Origin of the sequence: Microbacterium halophytorum, assembly GCF_002970975.1 — a bacterium.
Classification (GTDB): domain Bacteria; phylum Actinomycetota; class Actinomycetes; order Actinomycetales; family Microbacteriaceae; genus Microbacterium; species Microbacterium halophytorum.
Map to the genome: position 1 here is coordinate 31,861 of NZ_PNFA01000006.1, position 19,154 is coordinate 51,014.

Here is a 19,154-nt window from a genome sequence, read left to right on the forward strand (position 1 = left end):
TTTCCGTGTCGGGATCACGTGCGTGTTGGCATCAGAGTGGCAAAATTTCTTGCCGATCGGTGCGCGGCATCGAGCGAATGCGTAGCCTGCCTGTACGCGCTCACTGGCGGCGCACCCCACAGGCTCCGATGGCGGAAGGAACGAGCGGATGACGCGGAGGATCGACCTCGTCGCCGACCTGGGCGAGGGCTTCGGCGACTGGAAGATGGGCGACGACGAAGCGATGCTCGACGTGCTGAGCTCCGCGAACATCGCCTGTGGCTTCCACGCCGGCGACCCGCGGATCATGGACGCCACCGTCGCCTCGTGCGCCCGCCGCGGGATCGCGATCGGTGCCCACCCGAGCTTCCCCGACCTGGGCGGGTTCGGCCGACGGGCGATGGACCTCACGGCGCACGAGGTGCGCACCGATGCGACCTACCAGCTGGGTGCCCTCGCCGGGTTCGCCGCACATCACGGCACCCGGGTGACGCACATCGCGCCGCACGGCCGACTCGGCAATCTCGTGGCCGTTCGCCACGACTACGCGGACGCGATCGTCGAGACCGTACTCGGCTTCGATGACAGCCTCACGGTGATGGCGCAGGACGGCGAGCTCGCCGCTGCCGCCCGTGCCGCAGGTCTCCGCGTCGGGATCGTGGGCATCGTGGACCGCGCATACCGGGCGGACGGCACCCTCGTGCCGCGTTCGGAGCCGGGCGCCGTCATCCACGACCCGGCGGAGGTCGCCGACCGCTCCGTGCGCCTCGTGCTCGAGGGCAAGCTCACCAGCGTCGACGGCGTCGACCTCGAGATCACGGCTGACACGCTGCTGATGCACGGCGACAACCCCGCAGCCGTCGCGCTCTCGCGCGAAGTGCGGGCCCGCCTCGAGGCCGCAGGTGTCGTCATCGCACCGTTCTCGACCGAAGCGGCACGATGAGGTCGCCCATCCGCATCCAGGAGACCGGGGAATCGGCGATCCGCGTCATCGGCTCGTCCGGCGACCGGGAGGCCGACTGGCGGGTCGTCCACAAGATCGCTCGTGCGGTGACCACGCCGGGAATCGAGGGCGTGCACTCGGCGATCCCGACGTACGACGCCGTGCTGATCGAAGTCGACCCGGAACGCACGACGCTCGCCGCGATCCATGCGATCGTGCAGGCCGTGGCCGGCGAGATCGACCCCGACGAGCCGCTCACCCAGCAGCCGCGCGAGTTCGTCGTGCCCGTCGTGTACGGCGGCGAACACGGTGAGGACCTCGCGGACGTCGCGCGTCTCACCGGCCTGAGCGAGGAGGAGGTCATCGCCGCCCACCTCGCACCGACCTACGTGATCCGGTGCCTCGGAGCACCCGGCGGCTCGCCGATGCTCGATGGGCCGACACTGCCCGTCCCCGTCCCGCGGCTGACGAGCCCGCGCACCCACGTGCCGCAGGGCGCCGTGTCGCTCGCGGGCCGGCAGGCGACGATCACCCCGACGGCCGCGCCCGGTGGCTGGTCCCTGATCGGCCGCACGCCGCTCTCGGTCCTCGACCTCTCGGAGGAGACGCTCGTGCCCTACGCACCGGGGGACATCCTGCGGTTCGAACGTATCGACGAGCGACGTTTCGCGGAACTCGCGGGGCGGCGCCTGACCGCAATGGAGACGGCGCCGTGACCGCTTCGATCCGCATCACCGAGGCCGGGCGTGCGGCCGTGACGGACCTCGGCAGGCACCGGGGGCCGGGGGTCGGCCTGCCCGTGAACGGAGCACTCGACCAGTACTCGGCGCGGGCGGCGAACATTCTCGTCGCGAACGCCGAGGGAGCGCCCCTCATCGAAGCGCTGGCGTTCGACATCGCATTCGTCCCATCGCACGACGTGCTGATCGCCGTCACCGGTGCCGACATGCTGGTCACGGTGGACGGCGTCGAAAGGCCGATGTGGGAGCCCGTTCCCGTCGAGGCCGGGCAGGAAGTCCGGCTCGGCGACATGCTCGGCGGGATGCGCACCTACATCGCCGTGCGGGGCGGATTCGACGTGCCCGAGCTCCTCGGCAGCTGTGCCCCCGACCCCGCGATCGGGTTCGGTACGACGCTCGCGGTGGGCGACAGCATCGGCCTGCATGCCCGCACCGGCGTTCCGGTGAACCCGTACTTCGGCATCTCGCTGTTCAACTTCGGGGTCGACCGGCCGTACTTCGGCGACACCGCCTGCATCGACGTCACCGACGGCCCCGACATCGACGAGTTCGCCGGAACGGCCGGGCTGCTCTTCGAAGCCCCATACCGCGTGAGCACCCGCAGCAATCAGGTCGGACTCCGGCTGAGCGGCGTGCTGCCGACGCGGGTCGGCTCCGGCGAGATGATCTCGCGGGGCGTTCCCGTCGGTGCGATCGAGGTGCCGCCGGGGGGCGAGCTGCTCGTGCTGCACCGCGGCCGAGGCGTCACGGCTGGGTACCCCGTGCTCGGCGTCGTGACCTCGACGTCGCTCGACACGCTCGGCCAAGTACGCCCGGAGACCGAGGTCTCGTTCCGCCGCGTCAGCCTCGAGCGGGCCGCCAGGGACGCCCGGGTGTGGCGCGAGCGCCTCGACCGGCTCCGCGACCGCGTCGGCACCGTCTTCTCGTGCCTCGGCGTCACGCCCGCCGGCATGGAGCGTGCCGAGTCATGAACCGACCGACGCCGCGCCGCGGTGCTCGGACCACCATCAATTGAGAGAAGGGACGTCGCAGTGACATACAGCGACTACACGACCGCACTCGTCACGGGTGCCTCAACCGGAATGGGCGAGGCGACGGTGATCAGGCTGCGTGAGCAGGGCCTCGAAGTGCACGCCGTCGCTCGGGACGAGAAGCGGCTGGCCGCGCTGGCCGAGCGCACGGGAGCGATCCCGCACGCCATCGATCTCACGGACATCGATGCCGTCGAGCGCGAGCTGGGCGGGCTCCAGATCGACGTTCTCGTCAACAACGCGGGCGTGAGCGGGCCGGGTAACATCCTGGACGCACCACGGGGCATGGTCGACGCGATGGTCGACGTGAACGTGCGCGCCGTGCTCCACCTGTGCCGACTGTTCCTGCCCGGCATGGTCGAGCGCGACCTCGGCCACGTCGTCAACATCTCGTCGATCGCCGGCCTGTACAACTTCTTCGGCCACACGGCCTACCACGCCACGAAGGCCGCGGTGCACCAGATCTCCCGCCAGCTGCGCAACGACACGCTCGGCAAGCGCATCCGCGTCACCGAGGTCTGCCCCGGCCGGGTCGAGACCGAGATCTTCGGCCGGAACATGGGCGGCAGCCCCGAGGCGATGAAGGAGGCGTGGGAGACCTATTACGAGGGGTTCGAGTCGCTGACGGTCGCCGATATCGTCGCCGCGATCGACTTCGCGCTCGCGGCGCCCCGCCACGTGAACATGGGGCTGATGGAGATCATGCCGACGTTCCAGGTTCCCGGCGGTCTCACGTTCGACAGGAGGGAAGACGTATGAGCACGGACACTCTCCGCCCCCTGGCGGCCCCGCCCCACATCACGACCAAGATCACCCGGCCCGACGCGGAAGCGCTCGCGCGCCTCGGTCGGTTCGGCTCGGCGAGCATCCACGAGGCGCAGGGGCGCCGCGGGGATGTCAGCTCCGTGATCAAGCCGATCGACAACGCGATGCGCTTCGCCGGGTCGGCCTTCACGGTCGTCTGCGCCCCGCGCGACAACCTGATGCTGCAGGTCGCGATCCATTACGCACAGCCCGGCGACGTGCTCCTCGTCTCGGCCGGCGAGATGGGTCAGGCCGGCACGTTCGGCGATGTGCTCGGCAACGCGGCGAAGGCGAAGGGCATCGCCGCCGTCGTCACCGACAGCGGCGTGCGCGACACGCAGTCGCTGCGCGCGCTCGGGCTTCCCGTCTTCTCCGGAAGCGTCGCGATCACCGGCACCGTGAAGAACTCGCTCGGCCGCGTGAACCAGCCGCTGGTGTTCGGCGACCAGCTCATCCACCCGGGCGACGCCGTGGTCGGCGACGCGGACGGCATCGTGGTCGTTCGCCGCGACGAAGTCGACACCGTCGCGGAGCTCTCCCGCAGGCGTGAAGAGCACGAAGACGAGCTCATCGAGCTGTACAAGGCGGGCCGCACGACGATCGACCTGTGCGGGCTGCACGACGTGCTGCGCGAGAAGGGCCTGACGACGGACATCGACGATGTCGATCCCGACCACGGCCTGGGGGCCAAGCCATGACCGCGTTCGTCCCCGCGAAGCGCGTCCAGCGCATCAAGGTGTCGCCGTCGACGGCCGCGGCCGCTCGCGTTCGCGAGCTCAAGGCCGCCGGTCGGGAGATCATCGACCTCACGGTCGGCGAGCCCGACTTCGACACCCCGGAGAACGTCAAGCGGGAAGGCATCCGTGCGATCCGCGACGGTGAGACGAAGTATACCTCCGTCAACGGCACCGTCCGCCTGCGCGAAGCCATCCGGGAGCGCATGCTCCGGACGAGCGGCATCGAATACTCCGACGACCAGATCACAGTCGGCGGCGGCGGCAAGCAGGTGATCTACCTGACGTTCACGGCCTCGCTCGACGAGGGCGATGAGGTCATCATCCCGTCCCCGTACTGGGTCTCATACCCCGACATGGTGGCTGCCAACGACGGCACTCCCGTGATCCTGCACACGAAGAGCGAGGACCGTCACAAGGTGACGCCGGATGCGCTGCGCGCCGCGATCACGCCGCGGACCAAGTGGCTCGTGCTGAATGCGCCGAGCAACCCGACGGGCGTGCTGTACTCCCGAGGCGAGCTCGCGGCACTCGCGGAAGTGCTCGAGGAGAACCCGCACGTGCGCGTGCTGACCGACGAGATCTACGACGAGATCGTCTTCTCCGATGAGCGCGCCGTCGGGCTCGCAGAAGCTGCCCCATCCATCCGTGACCGTGTCCTCACAGTGAACGGCGTCTCGAAGAGCTACGCGATGACGGGCTGGCGCCTCGGGTATGCGGTCGGCGACCCCGCCGTGATCAAGGCGATCAACCTGCTCCAGTCGCAGACCTCATCGTGCCCGTCGTCGATCACCCAGGCCGCCGCCGCCGAGGCCCTCACGGGCGACCAGAGCTTCGTCACCGAGTCGGTCGCCGTGTACCGCCGGCGCCGCAACCGCGCCGTGGAACTGCTCGGTGCCATCGACGGGCTCGAACCCGTCGAACCCGACGGCGCGTTCTATCTCTTCGTCGACTGCGCCGGTCTGATCGGCAGGCACACGCCCGCCGGCGACGTGCTCGAGAACGACCAGGGCGTCACCCTATACCTCCTCGACGAGGCCGGAGTCGCCGTCATCCAGGGCTCGGCGTACGGCGCGGAGTCGTTCTTCCGGATGTCGTTCGCAACCGACCTTGAGACGATCGAAGCGGGCGCCGCCGCGATCGGAGAGGCGGTCGCCGCGCTCTCGTAGCCGGCAGCCGGAGGGGCGCAGGCCCTTTCGGCACCGCGACTCGGAACGAATCGAAGGAGAACTCGTGATCCCCGAGAGAAGGTACGCGCGCCGCGTCAACCTGACGGACATCGCCCGAGCCTGCGGCGTCGCGCCGTCGACCGTCTCGCGCGCGCTCAACAATCCCGGGCGGGTCAGCACGGCGATGCACGAGAGGATCTCGCAGAAGGCGATCGAGATGGGCTACGCGTCCGCGACTCTGCCGCAGGGGCCGCGTCGGCGCTCCCGGGGGACGATCGCGCTCGTGGTGCCGAACCTGGTGAACCCCTTCGTCCACGATCTCATCCGCGGCAGCCAGGCGCAGGCACAGGCAGCCGACTTCCTCTTCCTCATCGTCAACACCGAGGACTCGGAGCACCTCGAGCAGAAGTGGCTCCGGGAGCTCTCGCAGACCGTCGACGGCGTCGTGCTGTCGTCTCCGCGCACGAGCGACGCCGAGCTCCGTGCGGTCGCCGATGCCGTGCCGCTCACGCTCATCAACCGCGACGTGCCGGGGATCTCGGGCGTGACGATCGACACTCCGAGCTCCTCGGTCGAAGCGCTGCAGTACCTCGGCTCGCTGGGCCACCGCCGTGTCGCATACGTGCGCGGCCCGGAGACGTCGTGGACGAATCGGGAGCGCGTCGCCGCGCTGCAGCGCGCGGTCCCGGACATCGGCATCGAGCTCGTTCCCATTGGCGCGTTCCACCCCTCGCTCACGGCGGGAGCAGCCGCCGCGGACGCCGTGGCCCTGACGGGGGTGACCGCCGCCCTGTTCTTCAACGACACGCTCGCCCTCGGCGCGATGACCCGGTTCCGGCAGCGCAGCATCCGGATCCCCGAGGACATCAGCGTCGTCGGCTGTGACGACATCATGGCCGCCGAGACGTCCTATCCGCCCTTGACCACGATCACCAGTTCGGGGGAGCGCGTCGGGCGCTCCGCCACCGAGCTCCTCATCCAACACTTCACGGCGCGCTCGCCCCGGGTGCGGACCGAGACCATGGCCGCTCACCTCACGGTGCGGGATTCCACGGGCCCCGCGCCCGCCGGCGTCGAGTCACCCGCATTGATCTACGGTGTGCGCTGAGCGGCACCGCAGCACCTCTTCCGAAAGGCATCTCCCCATGAATGAACTGTTCGATGTGTCCGGGCGCCTGGCCTTCGTGACGGGATCGTCGCGCGGGCTGGGGCGTTCGTTGGCGCTGGCCCTGGCGCAGGCGGGGGCGCGAGTCGTCCTGCACGGCCGCGATGAGGCGGCGCTGGAGGAGACCCGGGCGGCGCTGGTCGAGGCGACGGGCGCCGATGTGTCGTGGGTGTCGTTCGACGTGATGGATGCGGGCGCCGTGGAGCAGGGAGTGTCCGGACTGGTTGCCGAGCACGGCGTGCCGGATGTTCTGGTGAACAATGCGGGGCTGCAGTCGCGGGCGCCGTTCACGGAGTTCGCCGTGTCGGATTGGGATCGGGTGATCGCGAGCAATCTGTCGAGCGCGTTCTACGTGTCGCGGTTCGTGACGCCGGGGATGGCGGAGCGGGGCTCGGGCAAGGTGATCAACATCGGCTCCGTGCAGTCGGTGCTCGCCCGTCAGACGATCGCTCCGTATTCGGCGTCGAAGGGCGGCGTGGTGATGCTGACGAAGGGGATGGCGGCGGATCTGGCGCGGTTCGATGTGCAGGTCAACGCGATCTCTCCCGGATACTTCGCGACGGAGATGAACCGGGCACTGGTCGAGGACGAGGCGTTCAACGCGTGGCTGATCGCGCGGACGCCTGCGCAGCGGTGGGGGGACTTCCGGGAGCTGTGGGGGACCTTGATCTATCTCGCATCAGATGCATCGAGCTTCGTCTCCGGCCAGAACATCCTGGTCGACGGCGGCATGACGGCGGTGGTCTGAGATGGCGGAGACGATGCGTGCGGCGTTCATCGACGGCAAGGACACGCTGGAGGTCCGCGCCGCTGAGCTTCCGGTTCCGGGCGACGGGCAGGTGCGCCTGAAGGTCGATTACGTCGGCGTGTGCGGCTCGGACCTGCACTACTACTTCGAGGGGGCGAACGGGGAGTACGCGGTGCGGGAGCCGCTGGTCCCCGGGCATGAGTTGGCGGGCAGAGTGGATTCGGACCCGTCGGGTGCGTGGCCGGTCGGCACGCCCGTGACGGTGCATCCGGCGCGGTTCGGGGAGTCGGTGCCCGGGGTCGAGGATGCCCCGCACCTGTGGCCGGGCGGCTCGTATCTGGGCAGTGCGTCGACGTGGCCGCACACGCAGGGCGCGATGACGGAGTATCTGATCGTCGACGAGCGGATGGTGCGAGCCCTGCCTTCGGGGCTGAGCGTGCGGCGGGCGACGTTGGCCGAGCCGCTCGGGGTGGCGCTGCACGCGGTCGCGCGTGCCGGGGATGTGGCGGGGCGTCGCGTCCTGGTATCCGGTGCGGGCCCGATCGGGCTGCTCGCGGTCGTGACCGCGCAGGCGCGCGGGGCGGCGAGCGTGACGGTCGCCGATGTGCTGCCGGAAGCGCTCGAACGCGCCGAAGCGCTCGGCGCGGATGCCGTAGTGCGGGTCGGGGCCGAGGAGCTTCCGCGGGAGGCGTTCGATGTGGTGCTGGAGTGCTCGGGTGCGCCAGCGGCGATCTCGGCGGCGGCTGCCGCCGCGGTCAGGCGGGGTGTGATCGTTCAGGTCGGGATGGTTCCGGATCGGGCGCTGCCGGTCAACCTGGCCCCGCTGATCGCGAAGGAGGTCGAACTGCGCGGGACGTTCCGTTTCCGCGACGAGATCGATGCCGCGATCGACCTGCTCGCGGTCCGGGCGGATGTCGAGTCTGTGATCACCCATGAGTACGGTCTCGATGACGTCGTCGAGGCGTTCGCGACCGCGCGGGACGGGAAGCGCTCGAGCAAGGTCGTCGTCGCCCTCTGAACACCTGCGTGCTCCGGAAACGTCGGCGGGGGTTCGTAGACTGAAGCCGTGGCCGATACTGCAGACGAGACGACCCTCGACGCCGCGCGATCCGAGGCTCAGGAGCTCACGGCGCGCATCATCGATGCGCGCGAGGCGTACTACGGGCGCGACACCTCGCCCGTCGACGATGCCGAGTACGACGGGTGGATGCGCCGGCTCGAAGACCTGGAGCGGGCACACCCCGAGCTGCAGAACCGTGATTCCCCGACGCTGAGCGTCGGGGCGCCCGGCGAGACCGAGCTCGACACGATCGAGCACGCCGAGCGCATGCTGAGCCTCGACAACGTGTTCTCGCTCGACGAACTGCGCGAGTGGTGCGCCAAGACGCGGGCCGCGGCCGGGCGCGACGTCGCGTGGCTCACCGAGCTCAAGATCGACGGCCTCGCGCTCAACCTGCGCTACGAGAACGGAAGCCTGACCTCGGCCGCGACGCGCGGCGACGGCCGCATCGGCGAGCTCGTCACGCAGAACGCGCTGCGCCTCGCCGACGTGCCCGAGCGGCTGGCCGGTTACGGGCATCCGGCGCTCGTCGAGGTGCGCGGCGAGGTGTTCATCCCCGTCGCGGCGTTCGAGGAGCTGAACGCGCTGCAGGCCGAGCTCCGCGAGCGCGCCTACGCCGAGTCGCGTGAGAAGTGGGAGCACGTGCGCAGCGCGGGGAAGAAGGCGTTCGACGAGGAGGCCAGGCGCCGCTCCGCCGAGCGCCGCTTCCCGGCCTTCGCCAACCCGCGCAACGCCGCCAGCGGCGGCCTGCGCCAGGATCTCGACAAGAAGGAGGGGCTCGAGCTCGAGGCCGGCGAGGCGCGCCTCGGCTCGCTGCGCCTCTACGTGCACGGCATCGGCGCCTGGCCCGACCCGCCCGTCGCCGCCCAGAGCGAGGTGTACGAGCTGCTCGCCGGGTGGGGTCTGCCCACGAGCCCGCACACGAGGGTGCTGGCGACCGACGCCGAGCTGGCCGACTTCGTGCACCATTACGGCGAGAACCGCGCGAGCGTCGAGCACGAGCTCGACGGCATCGTCGTGAAGGTCGACGAGCTCGCCCTGCACGCGGAGCTCGCGGAGACGAGCCGCGCGCCCCGGTGGGCGATCGCGTATAAGTACCCGCCGGAGGAAGTGCAGACGCGCCTGATCGACATCCGGGTCGGTGTCGGCCGCACGGGCCGCGCGACGCCGTATGCGGTGATGGAGCCGAAGCTCGTCGCCGGCAGCGAGGTCAGCCGCGCCACCCTGCACAACCAGGAGGTCGTGGTCCATAAGGGCGTCCTGATCGGCGATCTCGTCGTGCTCCGCAAGGCCGGCGACGTCATTCCCGAGGTGCTCGGCCCCGTCGCGGAGGCCCGTGACGGCTCGGAGCGCGCGTTCGTGATGCCGACGGAGTGCCCCGAGTGCGGGCACGAGCTGCGCCCCATGAAGGAGGGCGACATCGACCTGCGGTGCTCGAACCCGCGCACGTGCCCCGCGCAGGTGCGCGGCCGCGTCGAGCACATCGGCTCCCGCGGCGCGCTCGATATCGAGGCGCTCGGCGAGGTCGCGGCCGCCGCGCTCACGCGACCCGCCCGCAACGCGCAGACCGGGGAGGAGCTCGCTCCGCTCCTGCCGACGGAGGAGGGCCTGTTCGACCTCGAGCTCGAGCGGATCGTGCCCCTCGAAGTCGTCGTCACCGACCCCGAGACGGGGGAGGACCGCGTCGGAGACGACGGCGAACCCGTGCGGCGGGCACCCTTCCAGCGCATCGAGAAGGTCTACCCGCCCGGATGGGAGGATGCGACGCCGGCGGAGCGGCGCAGGGCCGGCGTGCGGAAGGACCACCTGATCGTGCATCCGTCGGCGCAGGCGGTGAAGCTCCTGGAGGAGCTCGAGAGGGCGAAGACGAAGGAGCTGTGGCGCCTGCTCGTCTCCCTGAACATCCGGCACGTCGGCCCCGTCGCGGCACGGGCGCTCGCCGCGTACTTCGGCTCGCTCGATGCGATCCGGGCGGCCGGTCGCGACGAGCTCGCGGCGGTCGAGGGCGTCGGCCCGATCATCGCCGATGCGCTGCTCGACTGGTTCGAGGCCGACTGGCACCGCGTGATCGTCGACCGCTGGGTCGCCGCGGGCGTGCGCTTCTCGATCCCCGACCACCCGGGGCCGGGGGCCGCGTCGGCGGCCGGGGGCGTGCTCGCGGGCCTGACGGTGGTCGCGACGGGAGCGCTCGAGGGGTACACGCGCGACGGTGCGCAGGAAGCCATCGTGCAAGCCGGCGGCAAGGCGGCCTCCAGCGTCAGCAAGAAGACCGACTTCGTCGCGGCGGGGCCGGGCGCGGGCTCGAAACTGGCGAAGGCGGAGTCGCTCGGAGTCCGGGTGCTCGATGCGGAGCAGTTCCGCATCCTGGTCACAGAGGGCCCCGGCGCGCTTCCGCCCGCCGAAGCGTAGGCACCGCGGCCGCTGCTGGCCGGGTCTCGGTATGGCAACGGTACGCGCGCCGGTCGACGGGGCCACGCTGAGTCGGTAGCGTGCAGGGATGAGTCCGCAGACGTACTTCATCATCGCACTCGTGGTCTACTTCGCGGGAATGATCGCCATCGGCGTCTTCGCCACGCTGAGGACGAAGAACCACGAGGACTACATGCTCGGCGGCCGGAGCCTTCCTCCGGCAGTCGCGGCGCTCAGCGCCGGCGCGAGCGACATGTCGGGCTGGCTCGTCATGGGGCTGCCCGGCGCTCTCTACGCCACCGGTCTCATCGAGGCATGGCTCGCCATCGGTCTGACGATCGGCGCGTACCTCAACTGGCTCTTCGTCGCCCCGCGCCTGCGCGCCTACACGGAGGTGTCGAAGAACTCCATCACCGTCCCGAGCTTCCTCGAGAACCGCACGAGGGACACGTCTCACGTGCTGCGCATCGTCGCGGGCGTCGTCATCCTCGTCTTCTTCACTCTCTACGTCTCCAGCGGCATGGTCGCGGGCGGAAAGTTCTTCGAGAGCGCGTTCGGCGGCGACTACATCGTCGGCATGCTGCTCGTCGGCGGCGTCACGCTGGCGTACACCCTGTTCGGCGGCTTCCTGGGCGCGACCTACACCGACTTCGTGCAGGGCATCATGATCTTCGCGGCACTGCTGATCGTCCCGGTGCTCGCCATCGTGTCGATCGGCGACCTCAGCGCGGTCGCGCAGGGGATCCAGACGGTCGCACCCGAGAACCTGAACTGGTTCGGCAGCGGCCTGTCGGGCGCCACGATCATCGCGATCGTGTCGTCGCTCGCGTGGGGGCTGGGCTACTTCGGTCAGCCGCACATCATCGTCCGCTTCATGGCGCTGCGCAGTGCGGGCGACGCGAAGACCGCGCGCCGGATCGGCATGAGCTGGATGATCCTCTCGCTGCTCGGCGCCGTTGTCACCGGCCTGGTCGGCATCGCGTGGTTCGAGATCAACGGCATCGAGCTGCCAGACGCCGAGACCGTGATGCTCGTGCTCGCGCAGAACCTGATGCATCCGTTCGTCGCCGGCCTCGTGCTCGCGGCCGTGCTCGCGGCGATCATGTCGACGATCTCGAGCCAGCTCATCGTGTCGTCCTCCGCGCTCGTCGAGGACATCGCGCGGCTCGTGCTGAAGAAGACCGTCAGCGAGAGGGCGCTCGTGTGGCTGGGGCGCGCGGGCGTGCTCGTCGTTGCGGTGATCGCGATCCTGATCGCCCTCGACTCCGAGGCGAGCGTGCTCGACCTCGTCGGCTTCGCCTGGGCGGGCTTCGGCGCGGCGTTCGGTCCGCTGATCCTGCTGTCGCTGTTCTGGCGCAAGCTGACGAACGTCGGCGCGATCGTCGGCATGATCGCCGGCGCCGCGACGGCATGGGTCTGGGGCCAGTACCTCTCCGGCGGGATCTTCGACCTCTACGAGATCATCCCCGGATTCCTCATAAACCTCGTGCTGGCGTACCTCGTCAGCCGCGCGACGTACCGGGAGGGGAGCGCCGGCGACCAGGAGGTCCAGCGGGAGTTCACCGACACCCAGGCGATCATGCTCGACGAGGTCAAGGGCCAGTAGGCGCCGCACGGGCGCCGGAAAAGCGCCGCGGGCCTGACCGGCCCGCGGCGCTCCCCTTTCCGGGTCAGGACGCGAGCAGCTGCTCGCGGACCTGCTTGCGCATCACCTTGCCGATCATCGACTTCGGCAGCTCGTCGACAACCACGAAGCGGCGCGGCGCCTTGTACGGCGTCAGGATGCGCTTGACGTAGTCGCGCGCCTCCTCAGGGTCGAAGTCCGGCTCGCCGTCGAGCACCACCGCCGCCACGACCTCCTCGCCGCCCGGAGACGGCATGCCGACGACGGCGGCATCGGCGATCGCCGGGTGCTGGCGGAGGGCGATCTCGACCTCGGTCGGCGCGACGTTGAAGCCGCCCGTGATGATGAGCTCCTTGATCCTGTCGACGACCGTCAGGAAGCCGTCCTCGTCCATCTCGACGATGTCGCCCGTGCGGAACCAGCCGTTCGAGAACACGCGCTCGGTCGCCTCCGGCTTGCCGTAGTAGCCGCCGAACACCTGGGGGCCGCGCACCAGCAGCTCGCCGGGGGACCCCTGGGGAACGTCGGCCGAGGGGTCGTCGGGGTCGGCGACGCGCACTTCGGTGCCCGGGAGCGGCAGGCCGATCGTCCCGGCCTTCCGGTTCTCGCCGACGGGGTTGACCGCCAGCACGGGGGAGCATTCGCTCAGGCCGTAGCCCTCGACGAGCATCCCGCCGGTCTCGGCCTCCCACGGCACGACGAGCGCGTCGTCGAGCGCCATCGCGCCCGAGACGCCGATTCCCGTGCCGGCGAGCGACACGCCCTTCTCCTGAGCGCGCTTCAGCAGCCGCTCGGCGATCGGAGGCACGGCGGGCAGCACGGTTGCGGGGTGCTTCTTCGTGACGTCGAGCACCATGTCGGGGTCGAACTTCGGGAACAGCACGAGCCGGGCGGCACGCGACATCGCGTACGTCAGGCAGAGCGTGAGGCCGTAGGCGTGGAACATCGGCAGCACGGCGTACACGACGGTGCCCTCGCCGTCGGCGACGTCGGGCGTCCACGCCCGCGCCTGCGCCGCGTTCGCGAGCAGGTTGCGGTGCGTGAGCACGGCGCCCTTCGGGTCGCCCGTCGTGCCCGAGGTGTACTGGATCACGGCGACGTCGTCGGTGCCGGGGCGCGGTGCGTCGGTCGGCAGGGGCGCGTACCCGCAGATCGCCTCCCAGGACACGGCCCCGTGCACGGGCTCGGTGAGCTGCCCCCTCTGCTCGCGCAGCTTCGGGAACGGCAGCTTCAGCGCGAGCTGCATGTAACCGGGCATGCCCGTCGTGACGTCGACGGAGATGATCGAGTCGAGCGCCAGGTCGTCCGGGAACTCCTGCACGGTCTTCGCGACCGTGCTCCAGACGATCGCGTGCCTGGCGCCGTGGTCGGAGAACTGCTTGCGCAGCTCCCGCGGCGTGTACAGGGGGTTGTGCTCGACGACGATCGCGCCGAGCCGCAGCACGGCGTAGAACGCGATGATGTGCTGCGAGCAGTTGGGGAGGATCAGGGCGACGGGGTCGCCCTTGCGCACGCCCTGCGCGCGGAGCCCCGCGGCCGCTCGTTCGACGGCGGCGGCGAGCTCGCGATAGCTCGTGACCCTACCGAAGAACTGCAGGGCGGGGGCATCCGGATGCGCGCTGGCGGACTCGGCGACGAGATCGAGCAGGGAGCCCGAAACCTCGGCGAGGTCTTCTGGTACGCCGGGGGCGTACGAGGCGGTCCAGGGGCGCGGCGGGTCGAACTGCGTCGTCACGCTCGCAAGTCTAGGTCGTTCGGGTGCGCGCACGCGCGGATCGGGGGACAATGGCGGTATGGGTGAGAGAACTCCGCTCCGGGAGCGCATCAGGGAGGCCGGCGGCCTGTACAACTGGGCGAACTCCCGCCTGATCCGGTACGCGGGCCCGCCGTCGGTCGGCAAGCTCACCGACTACACGCCGCCGCCGTGCGACGGCTGCCGGCGGCCGAAGGCCGAGCACGTCGAGGGCGCCGACGGCTCGCTGGCCTGCCCGTCTGCCGGCGGATAGCGCCGACCCGCGCCCGGTTAGACTTGGCTGGTGTCTGAAATCACCCCAGAACTCGTGCGCCACCTCGGTGTGCTCGCCAGGATCCAGCTGGACGACGAGGAGGTGACGCAGCTGACGGCCGACCTCGACGCCATCGTCGAGAACATCGCCAAGGTCAGCGAGGTCGCCTCCGACGACGTGCCGGCGACGAGCCACCCCATCCCCATGCAGAACGTCTTCCGGGAGGACTCGCCGGGAGACATGCTCACGCTCGACCAGGTGCTGCAGAACGCGCCCGATTCCGACGGCGAGCGGTTCCGCGTGACGGCGATCCTCGGCGAAGAGCAGTGACGGGGGAGAAGATGACCGACATCATCCGGATGACCGCGGCTGATCTCGCGGCGAACCTCGCCTCGGGCGAGATCTCGAGCGCCGAGGCGACCCAGGCGCACCTCGACCGCATCGCTGCCGTCGACGGCGACGTGAACGCGTTCCTGCACGTCAACGAGAACGCCGTCGCGACGGCACGCGCGATCGACGAGCGCCGCGCCGCCGGCGAGGACCTGCCGGAGCTCGCGGGCGTTCCGCTGGCGATCAAGGACGTGCTCGTCACGACCGACATGCCCTCGACATCCGGATCGAAGATCCTCGAGGGCTTCATGTCGCCGTACGACGCGACCGTCGTCGCGCGCTCGCGCGCGGCCGGCCTGGTGCCGCTCGGCAAGACGAACATGGACGAGTTCGCGATGGGATCGTCGACCGAGCACTCCGCGTACGGCCCGACGCGCAACCCGTGGGACCTCGACCGCATCCCCGGCGGCTCCGGCGGCGGCTCGGCCGCGGCGGTCGCCGCCTACGAGGCGCCGTTCGCCCTCGGCTCGGACACCGGCGGTTCGATCCGCCAGCCCGCCCACGTCACCGGCACCGTCGGCACGAAGCCGACCTACGGCGCCGTCAGCCGCTACGGCTCGATCGCGCTTGCATCGAGCCTCGACCAGGTCGGCCCCGTCTCGCGCACGGTGCTCGACTCGGCGCTGCTGCAGGACGTCATCGCCGGGCACGACGTGCACGACGCGACCTCGATCGAGCGGGACTGGCCGTCGATGGCCGCAGCCGCCCGTGCGGGTGCGAACGGCGAGGGCGTCAAGGGTCTGAAGATCGGCGTCGTCAAGCAGATGCCCGACTCCGGCTTCCAGGCCGGTGTCGCGAGCTCGTTCCACGACGCGCTCGCGAAGCTCGAGGCCCAGGGGGCCGAGATCGTCGAGGTCAGCGCGCCCCACTTCGAGTACGCCGTCGCCGCGTACTACCTGATCCTGCCGGCGGAGGCGTCGAGCAACCTCGCCAAGTTCGACTCGGTGCGCTTCGGCCTCCGCGTCGACGTGCCCGGCGGCACCGTCGAAGACGTGATGTCGGCCACGCGCGACGCGGGCTTCGGCCCCGAGGTCAAGCGCCGCATCATCCTGGGCACCTACGCCCTGTCCGCGGGTTATTACGACGCGTACTACGGCAGCGCGCAGAAGGTGCGCACCCTGATCCAGCGCGACTTCGCGGCGGCCTTCGCCGACGTCGACGTGATCGCAACGCCGACGGCGCCGACCACGGCGTTCAGGCTCGGTGAGAAGCTCGACGACCCGCTGGCGATGTACCTCAACGACCTCACGACGATCCCGGCGAACCTCGCCGGTGTCCCCGGCATCTCGGTGCCGAGCGGCCTCGCGGCCGAGGACGACCTGCCGGTCGGCGTGCAGTTCCTCGCGCCCGCGCACGAGGACGCCCGCCTGTACCGCGTCGGCGCATCGCTCGAGAAGCTGCTCGTCGACGAGTGGGGCGGCCCGCTGCTGTCGCAGGCACCGGCACTGAACGGAGGGGCACGCTGATGGCCCGCGCAGAACTGATGGACTTCGACGAGGCGCTCGAGCGGTTCGAGCCGGTCATCGGCCTCGAGGTGCACATCGAGCTGAACACCGCGACGAAGATGTTCTCGTCGGCGGCGAACCCCGCCAACACGGAGAACCACGACGCCGAGCCGAACACGCTCGTCGCGCCCGTCGACATGGGCCTGCCCGGCTCGATGCCGGTCGTGAACGGCGAGGCCGTGCGCAAGTCGATCACGCTGGGCCTCGCGCTCGGCTGCTCGATCGCGCCGTCGAGCCGCTTCGCGCGGAAGAACTACTTCTACCCCGACCTCGGCAAGAACTACCAGATCAGCCAGTACGACGAGCCGATCGCGTTCGAAGGCTCGGTCGAGGTCGACCTCGGCGACGGCGAGACGTTCGTCATCCCGATCGAGCGCGCCCACATGGAGGAGGACGCCGGCAAGCTGACGCACGTCGGCGGCACCACCGGCCGCATCCAGGGCGCGTCGAGCTCGCTCGTCGACTACAACCGCGCGGGCGTGCCGCTCGTCGAGATCGTGACGCACCCGATCTTCGGCGCCGAGCACCGCGCGCCCGAGCTCGCGAAGGCGTACCTCGCGACGATCCGCGACATCGCGATCGCCACCGGCATCTCCGAGGCCCGGATGGAGCGGGGCAACGTGCGCTGCGACGCGAACGTGTCGCTGCGCCCGCGCGGCGAACAGAAGCTCGGCACCCGCACCGAGACGAAGAACGTCAACTCGATGCGCTCCGTCGAGCGCGCCGTGCGATACGAGATCCAGCGGCAGGCGGCGATCCTCGCGGCCGGCGGCACGATCACGCAGGAGACGCGGCACTGGCACGAGGACACGGGCGAGACCTCGCCCGGTCGCCCGAAGTCGGACGCCGACGACTACCGCTACTTCCCGGAGCCCGACCTGCTGCCGGTCGCACCGAGCGACGAGCTGATCGACCAGCTGCGGGCCGCGCTGCCCGAGGCGCCGACCGCGCGCCGCCGCCGGCTCAAGGCCGAGTGGGGCTTCACGGACCTCGAGCTGCAGGACGTCGTCCACGGCGGTCTCCTGAACGAGGTCGAGGCGACCGTCGCCGCCGGCGCCTCCGCGCAGTCCGCCCGCAAGTGGTGGACGGGTGAGATCACGCGCGTCGCGAACGCGCAGGACGCGGCCCCGGCCGACCTCGTCTCGCCGGCGCACGTCGCCGAGCTGCAGAAGCTGATCGATGCGGGAACCCTCACCGACAAGCTGGCGCGTCAGGTGCTCGAGGGCGTCATCGCGGGCGAGGGCGGCCCGCAGGAAGTCGTCGACGCCAGGGGCCTCGCCGTGGTCTCCGACGACGGCGCGCTGATCGCGGCGATCGATGAGGCGTTCGCGGCCCAGCCCGACGTGCTCGAGAAGATCAAGGGCGGCAAGGTCCAGGCGGCGGGCGCCGTCATCGGTGCCGTCATGAAGGCGATGAAGGGCCAGGCCGACGCGGCCCGCGTGCGCGAGCTCATCCTCGAGCGCGCACAGCAGTAACCATCCGGAACTGCACCGCTCGGGTGCGGCTTCGTGCGGGTCGAGTCGATCGACACCCGCGAGAAGCCGCACCTGAGCGGTTCTCGCGCGGGAGAATGGACGCATGGGGCGATCGGACGGGACGGGGCGGCGGGTGTCGTCGCCGGGCGCCGACGACTCGGGCACCGGCATCCTGCACATCGACATGGACGCGTTCTTCGCCGCAGTCGAGGTGCTGCACGACCCCTCGCTCGCGGGCGAGCCCGTCGTGATCGGCGCTCCCGACGGCCGCAGCGTCGTCTCGAGCGCGTCGTACGAGGCGCGGCGCTACGGCGTGCGCTCGGCGATGCCGATGGCCCGCGCGATCCAGCTGTGCCCCAGGGCGCGCATCGTTCCGCCGAGCTTCGAACGGTACCGCGAGGCGTCCGCGCGGGTCATGGACATCTTCCGCGCGTTCACCCCGCTGGTCGAGCCACTGTCGATCGACGAGGCGTTCCTCGACGTGCGAGGGGCGCGGCGCCTCTGGGGGAGCCCCGGCGAGATCGCCCGGATGATCAGGGAGCGCGTGCGCGACGAGACCCGCCTCGTCTGCAGCGTCGGCGTCGCCGGCACCAAGCACGTCGCGAAGATGGCCTCGACGATGTCGAAGCCGGACGGCCTCCTGATCGTTCCGGGATCCGAGACCCTCGCCTTCCTCGAGCCGCTCTCGGTCCGTGCGATGTGGGGGATCGGTCCGCGCGCCGCGGAGGCCCTGGAAGCGCGCGCCATCCGGACGATAGGCGACGTGCGCCGCGCGCCGGAACACGTCCTCTCCCGAGCGCTCGGCGACGCGGGCGCTGCCCGGATCGCGCAGCTCGCGAACGGCGCGGACCCGCGCGAGGTGCAGACGCAGCGCGTCGAGAAGAGCGTCAGCCACGAGGAGACGTTCGAATACGACGTGGCCGACGCGCAGACACTGCGCGCGGAGCTGCTCCGGCTGGCCGATCGCGTCGCCGTGCGCCTGCGGAAGGCGGGGGCCGAGGCGGGCGGGATCGCGATCAAGGTGCGCTTCTCCGACTTCACGACGATCACGCGTTCACAGGCGCTGCCGGAGGCGACGGACGTCGGGCAGCGCCTCGGGGAGGCCGCACGCGCGCTCTTCGCGGCGGTCGGGCGCCGCGACCCCGTGCGCCTGATCGGCGTGCGCGCGGAGAAGCTCCGCCCCGCAGGCGGCTCCGCCGTCGCGCTCTGGGACGACGACGAGGACTGGCGCCGCGTCGACGGTGCGCTCGACGACGCGGCGGCACGCTTCGGATCGGGCGCCGTCACACGGGCGGCGTTCCTGGGCGGTTCGCCGACGAGGGCGCCGGCGGTCCCGCCGCGCCCGCCGGAGATCTCCGACTGACGCGCCGCG

The 19,154-nt window shown here is 70.7% G+C and carries 17 protein-coding genes; 16 read left to right on the top strand and 1 reads right to left on the bottom strand.

Annotation, left to right across the window (positions count from 1 at the left end):
- Positions 1–148: 148 nt before the first annotated feature.
- From C0010_RS07430 to putP, 11 genes are all read left to right on the top strand, one after another.
- A complete protein-coding gene (locus tag C0010_RS07430; RefSeq protein WP_105566441.1) occupies positions 149–922 on the top strand; it encodes a LamB/YcsF family protein in 774 nt (257 codons plus the stop codon).
- Complete coding sequence (locus C0010_RS07435; protein WP_105566442.1) at positions 919–1,638, top strand: 5-oxoprolinase subunit B family protein; 720 nt, start codon at positions 919–921, stop codon at positions 1,636–1,638. Before C0010_RS07430 ends, C0010_RS07435 begins: the two co-directional genes overlap by 4 nt.
- On the top strand, positions 1,635–2,633 hold the full coding sequence (locus C0010_RS07440; RefSeq protein WP_105566443.1) for a 5-oxoprolinase subunit C family protein: 999 nt from the start codon (positions 1,635–1,637) through the stop codon (positions 2,631–2,633). Before C0010_RS07435 ends, C0010_RS07440 begins: the two co-directional genes overlap by 4 nt.
- Before the next feature lie 60 nt (positions 2,634–2,693).
- Entirely contained in the window at positions 2,694–3,452 is a 759-nt protein-coding gene (locus C0010_RS07445; RefSeq protein WP_105566444.1) for an SDR family oxidoreductase, read from the top strand.
- Entirely contained in the window at positions 3,449–4,195 is a 747-nt protein-coding gene (locus C0010_RS07450) for a 4-carboxy-4-hydroxy-2-oxoadipate aldolase/oxaloacetate decarboxylase (protein ID WP_105566445.1), read from the top strand. Before C0010_RS07445 ends, C0010_RS07450 begins: the two co-directional genes overlap by 4 nt.
- Positions 4,192–5,400 carry an aspartate transaminase gene (locus tag C0010_RS07455; protein WP_105566446.1) on the top strand — a complete coding sequence of 403 codons (1,209 nt, stop codon included), beginning with the start codon at positions 4,192–4,194 and terminating at the stop codon, positions 5,398–5,400. Before C0010_RS07450 ends, C0010_RS07455 begins: the two co-directional genes overlap by 4 nt.
- 64 nt (positions 5,401–5,464) lie before the next feature.
- Entirely contained in the window at positions 5,465–6,508 is a 1,044-nt protein-coding gene (locus tag C0010_RS07460; protein ID WP_158685367.1) for a LacI family DNA-binding transcriptional regulator, read from the top strand.
- 37 nt (positions 6,509–6,545) lie between these two features.
- The gene (locus tag C0010_RS07465; protein WP_105566448.1) at positions 6,546–7,313 is read left to right on the top strand and encodes an SDR family oxidoreductase; all 768 of its coding nucleotides are present in this window, start codon (positions 6,546–6,548) and stop codon (positions 7,311–7,313) included.
- Positions 7,314–7,326: 13 nt separating this feature from the next.
- Positions 7,327–8,331 carry a zinc-binding dehydrogenase gene (locus C0010_RS07470; protein ID WP_105566611.1) on the top strand — a complete coding sequence of 335 codons (1,005 nt, stop codon included), beginning with the start codon at positions 7,327–7,329 and terminating at the stop codon, positions 8,329–8,331.
- A 189-nt stretch (positions 8,332–8,520) separates the two neighbouring features.
- Positions 8,521–10,782 carry an NAD-dependent DNA ligase LigA gene (gene ligA / locus C0010_RS07475; protein ID WP_408631074.1) on the top strand — a complete coding sequence of 754 codons (2,262 nt, stop codon included), beginning with the start codon at positions 8,521–8,523 and terminating at the stop codon, positions 10,780–10,782.
- Between the two features lie 88 nt (positions 10,783–10,870).
- The gene (gene putP, locus C0010_RS07480; RefSeq protein WP_105566450.1) at positions 10,871–12,388 is read left to right on the top strand and encodes a sodium/proline symporter PutP; all 1,518 of its coding nucleotides are present in this window, start codon (positions 10,871–10,873) and stop codon (positions 12,386–12,388) included.
- A gap of 64 nt (positions 12,389–12,452) precedes the next feature.
- Here putP and C0010_RS07485 read toward each other — a convergent pair whose 3' ends face one another.
- Positions 12,453–14,141, bottom strand: coding sequence for a long-chain-fatty-acid--CoA ligase (locus C0010_RS07485; RefSeq protein WP_232531817.1), 1,689 nt, complete (start codon positions 14,139–14,141; stop codon positions 12,453–12,455).
- 58 nt (positions 14,142–14,199) lie between these two features.
- Between C0010_RS07485 and C0010_RS14935 the strand changes: the two genes are divergently transcribed.
- From C0010_RS14935 to dinB, 5 genes are all read left to right on the top strand, one after another.
- Positions 14,200–14,412, top strand: coding sequence for a hypothetical protein (locus tag C0010_RS14935; RefSeq protein ID WP_158685368.1), 213 nt, complete (start codon positions 14,200–14,202; stop codon positions 14,410–14,412).
- A 30-nt stretch (positions 14,413–14,442) separates the two neighbouring features.
- A complete protein-coding gene (gene gatC / locus C0010_RS07490; protein ID WP_105566452.1) occupies positions 14,443–14,742 on the top strand; it encodes an Asp-tRNA(Asn)/Glu-tRNA(Gln) amidotransferase subunit GatC in 300 nt (99 codons plus the stop codon).
- 11 nt (positions 14,743–14,753) lie between these two features.
- Positions 14,754–16,268 carry an Asp-tRNA(Asn)/Glu-tRNA(Gln) amidotransferase subunit GatA gene (gatA, locus tag C0010_RS07495; protein WP_105566612.1) on the top strand — a complete coding sequence of 505 codons (1,515 nt, stop codon included), beginning with the start codon at positions 14,754–14,756 and terminating at the stop codon, positions 16,266–16,268.
- On the top strand, positions 16,268–17,782 hold the full coding sequence (gatB, locus tag C0010_RS07500; protein WP_105566453.1) for an Asp-tRNA(Asn)/Glu-tRNA(Gln) amidotransferase subunit GatB: 1,515 nt from the start codon (positions 16,268–16,270) through the stop codon (positions 17,780–17,782). Before gatA ends, gatB begins: the two co-directional genes overlap by 1 nt.
- A gap of 103 nt (positions 17,783–17,885) precedes the next feature.
- On the top strand, positions 17,886–19,145 hold the full coding sequence (dinB, locus tag C0010_RS07505; RefSeq protein WP_105566454.1) for a DNA polymerase IV: 1,260 nt from the start codon (positions 17,886–17,888) through the stop codon (positions 19,143–19,145).
- Positions 19,146–19,154: the final 9 nt, after the last annotated feature.